Origin of the sequence: Pseudoalteromonas ruthenica, from assembly GCF_008808095.1 — a bacterium.
Classification (GTDB): domain Bacteria; phylum Pseudomonadota; class Gammaproteobacteria; order Enterobacterales; family Alteromonadaceae; genus Pseudoalteromonas; species Pseudoalteromonas ruthenica.
The window spans coordinates 2,176,587-2,191,236 of sequence record NZ_CP023396.1; the positions used below are offsets into that span (position 1 = coordinate 2,176,587).

The 14,650-nt window shown below is 48.3% G+C and carries 15 protein-coding genes; 1 reads left to right on the forward strand and 14 read right to left on the reverse strand.

Annotation, left to right across the window (positions count from 1 at the left end; all coding sequences use genetic code 11):
* Position 1: 1 nt before the first annotated feature.
* Together PRUTH_RS10175 and PRUTH_RS10180 are read right to left on the reverse strand one after the other, a co-directional pair.
* A complete protein-coding gene (locus tag PRUTH_RS10175; protein WP_045979698.1) occupies positions 2 to 1,243 on the reverse strand; it encodes a glycosyltransferase family protein in 1,242 nt (413 codons plus the stop codon).
* Positions 1,236 to 2,963 carry an HAD-IIB family hydrolase gene (locus tag PRUTH_RS10180; RefSeq protein ID WP_151173209.1) on the reverse strand — a complete coding sequence of 576 codons (1,728 nt, stop codon included), beginning with the start codon at positions 2,961 to 2,963 and terminating at the stop codon, positions 1,236 to 1,238. The genes PRUTH_RS10175 and PRUTH_RS10180 overlap by 8 nt, the downstream gene beginning before the upstream one ends.
* 258 nt (positions 2,964 to 3,221) lie before the next feature.
* Between PRUTH_RS10180 and PRUTH_RS10185 the strand changes: the two genes are divergently transcribed.
* On the forward strand, positions 3,222 to 3,491 hold the full coding sequence (locus tag PRUTH_RS10185) for a YfhL family 4Fe-4S dicluster ferredoxin (protein ID WP_045979700.1): 270 nt from the start codon (positions 3,222 to 3,224) through the stop codon (positions 3,489 to 3,491).
* 1 nt (position 3,492) lies between these two features.
* On the opposite strand, the gene PRUTH_RS10190 is transcribed toward PRUTH_RS10185, so the two are convergent.
* The 12 genes from PRUTH_RS10190 to iscR form a co-directional block, all read right to left on the reverse strand.
* A complete protein-coding gene (locus tag PRUTH_RS10190; protein WP_151173210.1) occupies positions 3,493 to 3,735 on the reverse strand; it encodes a hypothetical protein in 243 nt (80 codons plus the stop codon).
* 279 nt (positions 3,736 to 4,014) lie between these two features.
* Entirely contained in the window at positions 4,015 to 5,391 is a 1,377-nt protein-coding gene (locus PRUTH_RS10195) for a Gfo/Idh/MocA family protein (protein ID WP_151173211.1), read from the reverse strand.
* Positions 5,392 to 5,519: 128 nt separating this feature from the next.
* Complete coding sequence (locus PRUTH_RS10200) at positions 5,520 to 6,593, reverse strand: phosphotransferase enzyme family protein (protein ID WP_151173741.1); 1,074 nt, start codon at positions 6,591 to 6,593, stop codon at positions 5,520 to 5,522.
* A 4-nt stretch (positions 6,594 to 6,597) separates the two neighbouring features.
* Positions 6,598 to 7,503, reverse strand: coding sequence for a sugar phosphate nucleotidyltransferase (locus PRUTH_RS10205; RefSeq protein WP_151173212.1), 906 nt, complete (start codon positions 7,501 to 7,503; stop codon positions 6,598 to 6,600).
* A 114-nt stretch (positions 7,504 to 7,617) separates the two neighbouring features.
* The gene (locus PRUTH_RS10210) at positions 7,618 to 9,051 is read right to left on the reverse strand and encodes an NAD-dependent succinate-semialdehyde dehydrogenase (RefSeq protein ID WP_151173213.1); all 1,434 of its coding nucleotides are present in this window, start codon (positions 9,049 to 9,051) and stop codon (positions 7,618 to 7,620) included.
* Positions 9,052 to 9,126: 75 nt separating this feature from the next.
* A complete protein-coding gene (fdx, locus tag PRUTH_RS10215; RefSeq protein WP_022943778.1) occupies positions 9,127 to 9,465 on the reverse strand; it encodes an ISC system 2Fe-2S type ferredoxin in 339 nt (112 codons plus the stop codon).
* A gap of 3 nt (positions 9,466 to 9,468) precedes the next feature.
* Complete coding sequence (gene hscA, locus PRUTH_RS10220) at positions 9,469 to 11,331, reverse strand: Fe-S protein assembly chaperone HscA (protein WP_151173214.1); 1,863 nt, start codon at positions 11,329 to 11,331, stop codon at positions 9,469 to 9,471.
* Positions 11,332 to 11,361: 30 nt separating this feature from the next.
* Positions 11,362 to 11,886 (reverse strand): co-chaperone HscB, encoded by a 525-nt coding sequence (gene hscB / locus PRUTH_RS10225; protein WP_045980589.1) that lies wholly within the window; start codon positions 11,884 to 11,886, stop codon positions 11,362 to 11,364.
* 88 nt (positions 11,887 to 11,974) lie between these two features.
* On the reverse strand, positions 11,975 to 12,298 hold the full coding sequence (gene iscA / locus PRUTH_RS10230) for an iron-sulfur cluster assembly protein IscA (RefSeq protein ID WP_022943775.1): 324 nt from the start codon (positions 12,296 to 12,298) through the stop codon (positions 11,975 to 11,977).
* Positions 12,299 to 12,309: 11 nt separating this feature from the next.
* Positions 12,310 to 12,693: a Fe-S cluster assembly scaffold IscU gene (gene iscU, locus PRUTH_RS10235; protein ID WP_022943774.1), complete on the reverse strand. Its 384-nt coding sequence runs from the start codon at positions 12,691 to 12,693 to the stop codon at positions 12,310 to 12,312.
* 35 nt (positions 12,694 to 12,728) lie between these two features.
* Positions 12,729 to 13,946: an IscS subfamily cysteine desulfurase gene (locus tag PRUTH_RS10240; protein WP_045980587.1), complete on the reverse strand. Its 1,218-nt coding sequence runs from the start codon at positions 13,944 to 13,946 to the stop codon at positions 12,729 to 12,731.
* A gap of 30 nt (positions 13,947 to 13,976) precedes the next feature.
* On the reverse strand, positions 13,977 to 14,468 hold the full coding sequence (gene iscR / locus PRUTH_RS10245; protein ID WP_022945495.1) for a Fe-S cluster assembly transcriptional regulator IscR: 492 nt from the start codon (positions 14,466 to 14,468) through the stop codon (positions 13,977 to 13,979).
* Positions 14,469 to 14,650: the final 182 nt, after the last annotated feature.

Sequence of the window (14,650 nt, forward strand, 5' to 3'; positions counted from 1 at the left end):
ACTACCCCGCCTTGCGTATGTGTGCGCTGAACTGCTGATTATCAAGCTCAACCGCTTCACGTAATCGGGCAAACACGTCAGGCATTGCCGACACTACCCGGTTCCAGCTGGGCACGAAAGGCGCTTCCATCGGGTGCTCTAAAAAATGTTGCCCGGCATGCATAATATTTTGCGCGAACATTTCCACCGCCTTTTCTTCTTGGTGAATATCGAGGCTTAAACCATTCATAAGCGCATCATTATGATAGGTTTCGACAAAATCCAAGGCAATGCGGTAGTAAGTTGCTTTCAGTGAGCGAATGGTTTCAGTAGTAAAGGTTTCCCCTTGGGTGGCAAGCTTGCGAAATAACGCTTTGGTAATATCCACCGACATTTTTGATAGCCCAGCGTTTCTATCTTCCAAGGAAAGATCTTGGTGTTTGTGGTCATAGGTTTGGGCAATATCGACTTGGCATAAACGGTTATGAGCGTAGTTGCGGTACATCTCCGAAAGCACACCAATCTCTAAGCCCCAGTCACTGGGGATACGAATATCATTGAGCACATCGCGGCGAAACGAAAATTCCCCCGCTAAGGGGTAGCGAAATGAGTCCATGTACTCGAGGTAATCGGTACTACCTAATACCGTTTTGAATGAGCGCAGCAGTGGCGTCACCAATAAACGCGAAACTCGACCATTGATTTTTCCTGCCGCAGTACGGGCATAAAAGCCCTTACAGAACTCATAGTTAAAGCGTGGGTGGGCCACAGGATAGATAAGCCGAGCCAGCAGTGCACGGTCATAGGTGAGAATGTCGCAATCATGCAAAGCGATAGATTCAACTTTTGATGCAGCAAGGGTATAGCCCATGCAATACCACACATTACGCCCCTTCCCTAACTCCTTAGGGGCCACACCAAGGGCCTGTAGCTCACTATCCAAGGCACGTAAACGCGGGCCATCATTCCATAGTACCCGGTGTTTTTGCGGCAATTTATCGAAGAATGTCAGCGCATGACGGTACTGTTGCTCGTCTGCTCGGTCCAGGCCTATGATGACTTCATCGAGATAAGGCACTTGCTGCAGGTGATTCACTATGTTTCCTAACGCGGGGCCTTCGAGTTCGGAAAAAAGCGATGGCAGAATAAGACCCATGGGCCGTTCTTGGGCAAATTGCACCAACTCCCCTTCAAGTTCAGCGACCGAACGCTGAGAAATATTGTGGAGTGTTGTGACAATGCCATTTTGATGAAAATCAGCCATGGTTACGCACCTCATCTGCTGCTAGTTGCTCTTTGATCAGCGCTAAACTACTGAGCGTTTCCTGCCAACCTCGCGGCCCGGCATGAACACTGAATAACGCGCTGCGTTTTTTTAAAATCGGGGCTGTGTTTTCGCTGTTCGCAATAACTATCGCAGTGTCTGCCGCCTCTAGCATTGCCACATCATTATGGCTGTCGCCCAGGGCGATGCTGTGCAGTGGGCAACTATATTGCGGTGCCAGCATTTGCATCACATAGTGCAGCGCTTTGCCCTTGTTCACTCCCAGACTCAGGTGCACAAAGCGCCCACCGCGCAACACTTCACATCCTAATTTCTGCGCCGCCAGCGTGAATTGGTGTAACACCTCGTCACTACCTTGCCAGTAAAGCGGATCGCTGTAATGGCGTGTTTGCGCTTGTGTTAATGCCTCTCCAGTGAGGCCAGTTAAGGCACTTAAGCGCTTAGACGATAGTTGACTAAAAGAACGAAAGCTGTCGCCGAATTGTTCTGCCAAAGCCGAAATGCACTGTTGTAAGGTCACTAAAGGCGGGGCAAAGGGCATAATCCAGTAGTTATCGCACTGCTGAGCAGCTTTAGGTGGTGTAATAAAGTGCCCTTTGGGCACATACAGAGCGGCGCCATTTTCGCAAATAAAGGGCAAGTCTAGGTGTAAAGCCTGGCACAGCGCATGGATTTCCGCCGCTGTTTTACTGGAATTAACGATCACTGGCACCTGCGCCTGATTCAAAGCATTGAGTAAGGGCTTCGCCTCATCACACTGATAGCTGTGATGATCTAATAAAGTGCCATCCAAATCGGTAAAGACCACCGGAAATGCCGACCCCTGAGTGGCTAGTTTATTATCGCATTGGTAAATGTGTCGTGTGTTATCAAGGTGATAAACTACATCACAGTGCGCGGGTAAGTGAGCTAAACAATGGCGGGTTAAGCGCTCAAAATAGTTAATAAAGGATTTGACTCCTTGCTCGTCGAGAGTGTGCTCACTGGCTCCACGGCGGGCAATAAGCTGCTGCTCTTGCTGCCAACGCCACGCTTGCACAGCATCAAAGCTGGGCGCTTTCAACATGATGCGAATATCAGCGGCGTTGAAAACCGCTTGATACTCATTGGCCAAACGGGAATTCACACAACGCCGCCAGCGGCCATCTGGATCTTGGTTCTGCTCTAGACTATTAACCGCGACGTTAAGCTCACACGGGCTTTGTGGCTGCGCACCAACACACCAGCCTTCAAGAATAAACACATCGATGGGGCGCTCAAAGCAAGGCCAATTCACTAACGGCTCGCGGTCATCGGTGGCTTTATTGAATCGCGGCACTCGGATACCACGAGCTCCGTCTTGAACTTGTGCGATCACTTTATTGAGCAGTGCAATATCATGGGTGCCCGGCACACCTCGGGTGGCAAAGAGCGGATGCACTGACTGCGCTAACTGATCACGCACCGCTCTTGGGAAGTAGAAATCATCTATAGAGCACGCGCAGGTATGCAAAGCAAAGCGCTGTTGTAATGCTTGCGCCAAGAACGCTGCTAAGGTGCTTTTACCCGACCCTTGCGCACCATTTATAGTGATAAACAACGCCTGTCCAGGTTGCTTACTATTTGCTAACTGCTGCGCCAGCGGCATGAAGTGGTGCTGAATTTGCAATTTATAACTCGACTGCAACTGTTGCGCTGATATAAATTTTTCAATATCCATGCCGTGCTCACACAAGGTTCGATTGTAACTATGAAGGTAATCTGCAGGACTTAGGCCAAATTGTAAAAGGCGGCCTTTTCATAAGGTTAGTAAATAAGCGAAGAGTAAGCGCACCAAAAAAGTGCAAAAAGGAGGGATTATGCGCTGCTATCGCACTTTGTTTTAGATCAAGCAAAGTAGTAAAACGATAACTAAAAGGCTGTGCTTGAACCACGTTTTTTGTACTATCGCGTCCGCGCTGAAACAAGGGGAGTGGTGATGGCTTTATTAATCAACGATAAGTGTATTAACTGCGATATGTGTGAGCCCGAGTGCCCTAATGGCGCTATTTTTATGGGCGAAGAAATCTATCAAATCGAGGCGAGTAAATGCACTGAGTGTGTTGGTCACTATGATCAACCAACCTGCGTGCAAGTATGCCCTATTGATTGCATAAAACCAGACCCTGCACACAAAGAGAGTGTGGAGCAGCTTGCCGATAAGTATGTACGCTTAACCGAACAAACTGCCCACTACGGCAACACATAAATTACGACCGAGGCGCAGATGTATTGCTTTTCTCTGCAGTATTCACATCATCATCAAGTGTTTGCTCTAGCAAATTAGAGACACTCGCTCGCAGTGCTTCACGTTGCGCTTGTACAAAGTTTTCAAGTGCTTGCTCAGCCGCTTGTTTAACGGCTAATTCCACCTCTTCGGCTAGACTGGCTGCTTGAGTAGAAAAGCTCAATGTCATTACAGTAGTGATAAGTGCGATACGTGCGAATTTCATAGTTGTATTCCTTTTTCAGTTTAATTAAAGCATCTTTTGATGCGCTTACTGTAGGAATATCAAGGTCCGTGCCAAAAATTTAAATGTTTAATTATCAATAACTTAAATATTTAACACGCATTTTATTCGTAGCTAAGCTGTCCGCCTGTGGACACGTATGCGTCCGCAATCGGACACTTTTGTTGTATCAGCTTGCTTATCACCGCAACCAAAAACAGCCATTGCTCGATAGACTCACCCCAACAGGTTCAGTATCAAGCTATCGAATTTAAAGAGGGGTTAAGCGCCAACGATACCCAATGGTGTGGCGCTTTTCCAGGCACCACGAGTAAAATCAGGAATACTCAAGGACTCACTGCGATTAGCCACCGACTGCGCAGATAAGGGAGAGATCACTGACCACGCGGCGCCATCGTATACATCTTGATCCAATGGCTCACCATTGCGCAGACAGTAGATCATGCGCCAAAACATCAAGAAATCCATACCACCATGGCCACCATTATGCTCTGCTTGCGCACCCATTTTTTGCCATAAGGGATGATCGTATTTGTCATACCATGGCTGCATGTCGTACTCCCACTCATGGAAGCTTTTACCGCCTCCTTGCTCCAGAGCGATGCGATTAGGGAAGCCGGCAAACACGCCGTTGGTTCCTTGGATAAGATTATGACGACTATAAGGGCGAGGAGTGGTGGTATCGTGCTGAACCATAATACTGCGCCCTTTAACGGTTTTTATCAGCGTGGTATTCATATCGCCAGCTATGAATTCCATTTGATTACGCGAGTGTTCGGGGGGAAATTCGCGCTGTGCATACGCAGCACGTCCTAATGCTGGGGAACTCATAGAGGTGAGGTAATCGAAACGATCGCCACGATTGATATTCATGTATTGCGACACCGGACCTAAACCATGTGTTGGATACAAGTTACCATTACGTTTGGTGTGCCATGCAGTACGCCAAGAGCCGGTCTTATGGGTGATTTCTTTCATTTGCCAACGCAGCTCATGAATGTACGCAGCTTCACCATGGAGTAACTCACCAAATACGCCCTGGCGCACCATATTTAACACCATAAGCTCATCGCGACCGTAATTGACGTTTTCCATCATCATACAGTTCATTTGCGTGCGCTCAGCGGTATCTACCAGCTCCCACATTTCTTCTACAGTCAACGCCAGTGGCACTTCAACAAACGCGTGCTTACCGCTTATCATGGTATCGATAGCCATTGGCGCATGCCATTGCCAGGGCGTGGAAATAATAACAATATCAATGTCATCGCGTGCGAGCATATCGCGATAAGCATAGTCACTATCGCCGTAGGCAGTGGGCTTAGGTTGACCGTTATTAACAACGAACTGGACGCTGCGCTCCAGCACTTCTTGGTGGGTATCGCAGATGGCTTTGATTTCGGTGCCTGCAATGGCACTCATGCGCTTTACATGGCCGTAGCCTCGTTGACCAACGCCGATAAAGCCGACCCGAACAACCTCCATTTTAGGTGCCACCAAACCAATCACTGAACTGCCTTGGCGTGCAGGCGTCACTGCTTGTTGTGAACTGGCACAGCCAGCCAAAGAGGCGGTTGCCGCCCCAGCGGCAACCGCGCCTGCGGCCTTAATGAAATCGCGTCGATTAAACTGCTTCATAATCTATTCCTTGGTAAATGCGTCACTAGCACGCTATCGCAAAGCGGTTGGCTAGGCAAAAGGAACAGGATGAATAACGCGCTGGTTGGAGCTGTCGTCAGCTGAGATAACGCGACGACAGCAAAAAGCTAAGCGTGATCGATCAGTTTTTTCAGAGTGTCGGTGTTATTGATGAGATCGCGGTACAAGGCAAACTGATTGTTTGCTCTGTCCAAATTATGCTCGGGATACTTAGTGGCAAAGTACTTATCGCCATTAATATAATCAGTTAAAAAGCGTACACCAATCATAAATGGCATCACTTGCGCACCGAGCCAAAAACTGCGTTTTTCCTGTACCGTGATCAGCCCTTTTAATGGCTCAATATAACCCTCAACAATAGCGGCAAATATATCTTTACGCACCCGCACATTACTAAGCTCGGTACTGTCTTCGGGTTCAGGCGAGCAAAAGGTACGGACCATATCACCGAAATCAAATAACCAATAACCTGGCATACAAGTATCTAGGTCAATGACCGCCTTGGCCTGATCGGTTTTGTTGCTAAAGAGCATGTTATTTATCTTGGTGTCGTTATGACATGGACGCACTGGAACACAGGTCACAAGTTCTGCCAATTGGTGCACAAGATGGGTTTGCTGTTGGCAAAAGGCTAATTGCTCATCCACCTTTGCTACACGCCCTTGGCTATCCGCTTGCACCGCTTGCTCGAGCATGTCCAAGCGCATTGCTAAGTTATGAAAGTCCTTAATCACCGGATAAAGCTGCTCGGCGTCGAAATCCTCAAGCGCTGCTGCAAATTGACCGAACGCATTAGCCGCGACCCTCGCTTGGCTTGGTGAGCGCACCACTTCCTCGCTGTAACTACCACCGATAAACTCCAATGCACGCCATTTCTCACCGTTGATATCGAGTAGGTAGCGCTGATCTGTAGTGGCTACATGTTTAATAATATCAAGCTGATATTGTTGTTTATGATGCTTTTTAAGCAAGTGCTGTTCGATTTTACGGGCATTCGCGACCAGCTTATCAGGCTTAGGAAACACATCGGTATTGAGGCGTTGTACCACGACCGCGCCGTGAGCATGTTTCAATAACATGGTGGTATTAATGTGACCATTACCAATGGGATTTAAACTAAGCTGGGTCGGCTCAAAGCCGAACTGGTGCGCCAATAACTGCGCATGAGAGTCTGTATTCATAGGTTCAATCTTGAGTGCCGCTTCGCTCATTGCTTAATCCCTTGAGCTGTTTTATTTTTTTTGCGATTACAGCGAGTTCATCTTTATAAGTCATGCCGAGCCAGGGCTGTGTGGCAGGGTAAACATCAACGGTCGCCAAATGATGGTCAATGCAATATTGTATTTGATCGGGAAGATAATACTCTTTTTTGACACCGTTGTCAGTGCGCGCCAAAAAGCGCTCGAAATTATCCGCTAACACATCAAATAATGCTCGCCCTACACCCCAAAAGGTCATTGACGCGAGCGCTCCCGAATCAATTTGTAACCTTTCATCCTTATCATTATAGCCGACAAGCTCGTCATCAACGTTTTGAATATTAAGCACTTCATCAACACGTTGAAGTTGATTATGGCTGTTAAGCTGACAGATCCCCCGATTCACGCCGCCCTGCTCACTACAGGTACTCACCACCGGGTAAGCAACACAGGCCCAGTGCTCACTGTGCTCAAAGTGTGCCACCACTTGCTGATAGGCGTGCTCACCATAATAGTCATCGGCGGTGATCACGATGGCTTTATCCCTCACCTTGTCTCTCGCACATAGCAAAGCATGGCCAGTTCCCCAAGGCTTATTGCGCTCATGTACTAAGTGAGCATAAGCCGCTGGTACATCACTGATATGTTGCTCGACCAAGTCAACACTCATGTCCTTTGGTAATTGCGGTAATATATGCTCGCACAGCGTCGCCCGTACTTGTTGGTTAATGACCAATACTAAATGGCGCACCCCCGCCCTATAAGCGTCTTCAATACTCAATTGCATTATAGTCTTTTGCAAACCCGGCAATACCGCCACCTGCTTGGTGCCACCAAAACGACTCCCTAAGCCGCCAGCAAGAATAACTAAACTTAGCGTTGCTGCACTCATATTCGTCCAATTACTACGACAAAAGGTAGAGTGTACAGATAACTGAGGGAGTTGAGCAAATAGTTGGGAGGGAATCCAGATGAGGCGCGTTTGCACGCGCCCCCACTTAAGCTGTTAATCAAGGTTGAGACACAAATACTTCTCTTCGAGGTACTCTTCTAACCCTTGGTGCCCCCCTTCACGGCCAAGACCAGACTGTTTCACCCCGCCAAAGGGTGCTACAGGATTAGAAATGAGTCCTTCATTGATACCTACCATGCCATATTCAAGCGTCTCTGCGACCCGGTGTATCTGGGCTACATCTTGACTGTAAAAATACGCCGCTAAGCCGTAGGGAGTGTCATTGGCCTGTTGTAGTGCCTGTTGCTCGTCTTTAAAAGTGGCAACCGTGAGCACTGGGCCAAAAATCTCCTCACGACTGATACGCATCTCACTGGTAACATTACTCAATAACACTGGCGCCACAAAATTTCCTTCAAGACTTTGACGCTCGCCCACTAAGGTCGCGCCTTCTTGCAGCGCCGAGTCGATAAGCTCATTCACTTTCGTTTTGGCTTGTGGGTAAATAAGTGGGCCAATATCAACGCCTTCTTCGGTGCCTGACCCTACCTTTAATTTGGCCACTCGCTGCTGTAACTTGGCAAGCAACTTGTCGGCAATGCGCTCGTCAGCTAAAACACGATTAACGCACACGCAGGTCTGCCCAGCATTGCGAAACTTACTGGCAATGATGCCATCAGCCGCCTTATCTAAGTCAGCACTGGCGAACACCAATAAAGGCGCGTTGCCCCCCAGCTCCATAGAGGTGCGCTTAATGGTATTCGCGCATTGTTTTAGCAGCTGGCTGCCGACCTGGGTTGAGCCAGTAAAGGTGAATTTACGCACCGTTTCGCTGACCGTAAGTTGTTCCCCAACCGCTTTAGCATCATCACTAAGCAGAACATTAAAGGCGCCCCGAGGGAACCCCGCTTGATGCGCCAAGTGAGCCAGAGCTAACGCGCACAGTGGTGTGTGTTCTGAGGGCTTAAGCACAAAGCTACAGCCCGCCGCATAAGCAGGTGCAACCTTACGAGTGATCATGGCAATGGGAAAGTTCCACGGGGTAATGCCAGCAACTACACCAACGCCTTGCTTAATCACACTAATGCGATGTTCAGGCTTGCTAGCTGGAATAATTTCACCATAGCTACGTTTGGCTTGCTCAGCAAACCATTTTACAAACCCGGCACCATACGCGACCTCACCTTGCGATTCGGCTAACGGCTTACCCTGCTCCAGCGTCATCAGCTCAGCAAGGCTGTGTTGATGCTTCATAATCAACTCATACCAACGATAGAGTACTTCGCTTCGCTGCTCAGCAGTGGTTGTTTTGAGACCTTTAAAAGCACGTTGTGCACTCGTTATTGCCTGCTCTACCTGAGAAGGGCTCACCCTTGAGGCACGCACTATCTCGCTCCCATCGGCGGGGTTAGTTACGGCAAACTCCCCCTCTCCTTTTAGCCATTGCCCATCAATAAATGAGTGTTGAAATATCCAAGCTGAATCCATAACGCGCCTCCAAAACAAAAAAGCCGCTGAAGATAAATTACAGCGGCTTTTTGCATAAATTAAGTTCGAACCAAATTAATGCTCTTCATTAACGATGTTGAGGTTGTATTTGGGAATTTCAACCACTAAGTCTTCGTCATGAATTTTGGCTTGGCACCCAAGGCGTGATTCGGCCTCAAGTCCCCAGGCTTTATCAAGCATGTCATCTTCAAGTTCATCACTTTCTTCTAAAGAATCAAACCCTTCGCGGATCACCACGTGACAGGTAGTGCAGGCACAAGATTTTTCGCAAGCATGGGGAATACTGATGCCATTTTTCAGTGCCACATCAAGGACTGTTTCGCCCTCTTTTGCCTCTAAAGCCGCGCCATCGGGGCACAATTCATCATGGGGTAAAAAGATAATTTGTGGCATTGCTTATACCTCGTCTACTGACTGGCCCGTAAGAGCCTTTTTAATGGATGCATCCATACGACGCGCAGCAAACTCGCTGCTGGCCGCATCAACTTTCTCAATTGCTTGTTTAATTTGCTGTGGCTCATCGGCCTGACTGCTAATTTCCGTGAGCTCCGCCATGGCTGCTCGCAGCGCATTCAACTCTTGCTCATCAAGCAAGTGACTGTCGGTTGCCAATGAAGCTTCTAGTGCCTCAACAACCCGTAGCGCCTCTACTTGCTGCTCTTTAAGCATACGCGCTTGCATGTCTTCTTTCGCGTTGCTCATTGACGATGTAAGCATCTCGGCAACCTGATCATCAGATAGACCATAAGAAGGTTTGACCTGAATCTCTGCTTGCACACCGGTGGATTTTTCCATCGCCGTCACACTCAGTAAGCCATCAGCATCAACATTAAAGGTAACCCGAATGTGCGCTGCACCAGCGGCCATGGGCGGGATTCCTTTTAAGCTGAATTTCGCCAGAGAACGACAATCGTCAACCAGCTCTCGCTCGCCCTGCAAAACATGCAACGACATGGCTGTTTGCCCATCTTTGAACGTGGTGAACTCTTGCGCCCGTGCAACCGGAATTGTGGTATTGCGGGGAATGATTTTCTCCACCAAGCCACCCATGGTTTCTAATCCTAAAGACAGCGGCAACACATCAAGCAATAACATATCAGAGTCAGGCTTATTCCCGACTAAAATATCGGCTTGAATCGCAGCGCCGACGGCAACAACACGATCTGGGTCAATGCTGGTTAATGGCTGTTTGGCAAAAAACTCGGCCACTTGCTCACGCACTAGCGGCATTCGAGTCGAGCCACCGACCATCACCACTTCGAGCACTTCTTCGTTGCTGATTTGGGCATCTTTTAACGCCCGGCGACAGCTGCGTAAGGTTTTCTTAACTAGCGGCTGTGCCAGCTCGGCAAACTGTTCACGGGTCACGGTAACGGTGTGAGATTGACCATCAAACTCCAACACCACATTCACTTTGCCATAGCTTGTCAGTGCTTCCTTACAGGCTTTGGCTTTATTGATAAATAACCGTAAGGTATTGGCCGTTAATTGCGTAACGCCGGTTTGCTGCTTAAAGTAATCCACCAGCAAAGAATCAAAGTCATCGCCGCCCAGAGCTGAATCGCCACCGGTTGCCAGCACTTCAAACACGCCTTTGTTTAAGCGCAAAATAGAGATATCGAAGGTACCGCCACCGAGATCATAAACGGCAATCACCCCTTCTTGGCCCGAATCTAAACCGTATGCCACCGCCGCTGCGGTTGGTTCATTCAGTAAGCGCAACACTTTTAGCCCTGCTAATTGGGCCGCATCTTTGGTGCTTTGGCGCTGGGCATCATCAAAATAGGCAGGCACGGTGATCACCGCCCCGGTGATGTCCTCACCGCCGAAGCTTTGCTCGGCGCGGTTACGCAATGCTTTGAGAATCTCACTGGAAGCTTGTACTGGGCTGATATCGCCTTGACGAGTGTGAATGTGCAGGCTGTTATTGGTATCAGTGAACTGATACGGCAGCTGGCCATAACTGGCTTCGATTTCCTCTTGGGTCTTACCTAAAAAGCGCTTAACCGAGATCAGCGTATTATGAGGGTCATCTGCAGCGTGCTGCTGGGCGTCGGTGCCGACGACCACGTCTTGCTCTAAATAACGCACAACAGAGGGTAAAATAGCCTCACCTTGCTCATTAGCTAAGGTTTTTGCCTCACCGCTTTGCACCGTGGCAACAAGCGAGTTGGTGGTGCCTAAATCAATTCCCACAGCGAGTTTGTGTTCATGTGGTGCCGCGCTTTGCCCCGGCTCAGCGATTTGCAATAATGCCATGTAATCTAAAAAACCTTTTCGTTTAATGCGCTAGTCAAATAACTCATCTTCAATGCGTTCTAGTTCATCTCGTAACTTGTAGACAAACTTCAGTTTGCGCACGTCATCTGCAGCCTTGTGCCACTGTGCTGAATCGTCGCTCGCTAACAGCGTCGCGAGTTCATTGCTGTATTGCTTATCTAAGGCAGCAATGTGCTTTTCAAACTCAGCGATGGCCGTATCCGGGTCGCTGGCTGATTGCAATTCTTCAAGCTCTTCACGCAGCTCCATTTGCTGCATTAAAAATTCAGGGTCTTGCAGCGTCTGCTGTTCGCCGCGCAAATCCACCCCAAGCTCAGCCAGCATATACTCTGCGCGCTTTACTGGGTGCTTAAGCGTTTGCAACGCATCATTGATTTCCGCTGTTTTTTGCACGGCGACGAGTTTATCTCGCTCACTGCCACCACTGTGTCTGTCTGGGTGAGCAGCACGTTGCAACTCTAAATAGCGCTCATTAATTAAGGTTAAATCAACCGTAAAGCTGACTGGAATAGAAAATAGTTCAAAATAACGCATTGGTTAAACCCTATAATGAAAAGCCCTACATTGGGTAGGGCTTAAAAACGTGCGATGCACACCGCTTCGGCGTACTCACTGTTGGTTATTAAACAGTGAAGCTCTCGCCGCAGCCACATTCACCACTTTGGTTCGGGTTATTAAACTTAAACCCTTCATTCAACCCTTCTTTGGTGAAGTCCAGTTCAGTGCCATCAATATACACCAGGCTTTTTGCATCAATGATCAGGGTTACGCCCTTGTCTTCGAAGGTTTGATCTCCTTCGCTGAGCTCGTCGACAAACTCTAGCACATAGGCAAGCCCCGAACAGCCGGTGGTTTTGATCCCCACGCGCAAACCTATGCCCTTGCCACGGTTTGCGAGGAAGGATTTAACTCGGTCTGCTGCTGAGTCTGTTAAGGTGATTGCCATATACTGCCGCCTTATTTGTCTTGCTTGCTCTTGTAATCTTTGATTGCTGCTTGGATTGCATCTTCCGCTAGGATTGAACAGTGAATTTTCACTGGTGGTAACTCTAGCTCTGCACTGATGTCGGTATTTTTGATAGTCGCCGCTTCATCTAAAGTTTTGCCTTTCACCCATTCGGTGACCAGCGATGATGATGCGATTGCACTACCACAGCCATAGGTTTTGAACTTAGCGTCTTCGATGACACCTGTATCAGATACCTTGATTTGCAACTTCATAACGTCGCCACACGCAGGTGCGCCGACCATACCAGTTGCAACGCTGGGATCGTTTTTGTCTAGAACGCCCACGTTACGTGGGTTTTCAACATGATCAATTACTTTATCACTGTATGCCATAACTTTTACCTCGCTACCTTGTCATTCGCCAAGGCTTAATGATGTGCCCATTCAACCGATTCTAAATCAATCCCTTCTTGGTGCATCTCCCACAACGGAGACATTTCACGCAAGCGGCCAATGGACTCTTTAATAAGTTTTACGGTGTAATCGATTTCCTCTTCAGTGGTGAAACGACCAATACTGAAGCGAATCGAGCTGTGTGCTAGCTCATCGTTACGACCTAGTGCACGCAGCACGTAAGACGGCTCCAAGCTTGCTGATGTACAGGCTGAGCCAGAAGATACGGCAATGTCTTTCACTGCCATTAACAGCGACTCACCCTCAACAAAGTTGAAGCTAATGTTGGTAATACCAGGAACCGACTGCTCCGGTGCACCGTTAAAATACACTTCGTCCATGTCATTCATAATGCCGTCAATTAAACGCTGACGCAGGGCACTGATGTGTGCATGGTCTTTATCAAAGTCCTGTTTGGCATAGCGGAATGCCGCGCCCATGCCAACGATTTGATGCGTTGCCAGCGTGCCCGAGCGCATACCACGCTCATGACCACCACCGTGCATTTGCGCTTCTAAACGCGCACGTGGCTTACGGCGCACATACAATGCACCAATGCCTTTAGGGCCATATACTTTGTGGCCAGAAAATGACATGAAGTCGACTTTTAACTCTTGTAAGTCAATTTTCACCTTACCGGCGCTTTGAGCGGCGTCGACATGGAACATAATTTTACGTTCGCGACACATCTCACCGATGGTGGCGATGTCTTGAATGACACCAAGTTCGTTATTTACGTGCATCACGCTCACCAAAATGGTGTCGTCACGCATTGCTGCTTCCAGCTTTTTCAAATCAAGTAGGCCGTTTTCTTCAACGTCCATATACGTCACTTCGAAGCCCTGACGCTCAAGCTCACGACAGGTATCGATCACCGCTTTGTGCTCGGTACGCACGGTAATCACGTGCTTACCTTTTTTCTTATAAAAGTTAGCGGCGCCTTTAATAGCTAGGTTATTCGATTCAGTCGCACCCGAAGTAAATACAATTTCACGGGCATCGGCGTTGATTAAATCGGCAATGTCGTGACGCGCCTGATCGACCGCTTCTTCCGCTTGCCAACCGAAGCGGTGTGAACGCGATGCGGGGTTACCAAAATTACCTTCCATTGTCAGGCATTGCATCATTTCTTCGGCAACGCGCGGGTCCACCGGCGTTGTTGCTGCATAATCTAAATAAATCGGTAACTTCATTACTTTCTCCGCTTACGGCAACCTAGTTGCTTACAGTTGACAGCTGACTTGAATATTTTCTAACTTGCTAATGGCATCATTAAGCTGTTTATCTTGGCGATCGGCCACTTCTTTAATGTCAGATTTGCTGACTAACTCAGATAAACTAATACCATGTAAAAACTCTTCTATGCGCTGACTTAAGTCAGACCACAAAGTGTGGGTCAAACAGCGCATGCCGCTTTGACACCCACCATCAGCGCCATGACAACGAGTGGCATCCACCGACTCATTAACCGCACTGATAACATCGCCGACCGAAATAGCACCGGCTTCTTTACCTAGTAAATAACCGCCGCCTGGACCGCGCACTGAGGTCACTAACCCTTGCTTACGTAGGCGAGCGAATAATTGTTCAAGATAAGATAATGAGATTTCCTGCCGCTGTGAAATATCGGCAAGGGGAACGGGCCCTGCATCGGTGTGCAGCGCAACATCGAGCATCGCGGTAACCGCATATCTGCCTTTGGATGTTAACTTCATATCGCCCCCATACTCTTCAAGAGTGTGAATTTTAATTACCTGAGTATTAGAGTCAAGTATTTACTGGAAGTACTTGAGTAAAATACTCGGGTATTGACTGTCATTGTAATTACCTGAGTAAAATAGTCAAGTATTAACCTGCAGTGTATAGAGGGATCACGAGCGCCCCTTCACAGTGGCGC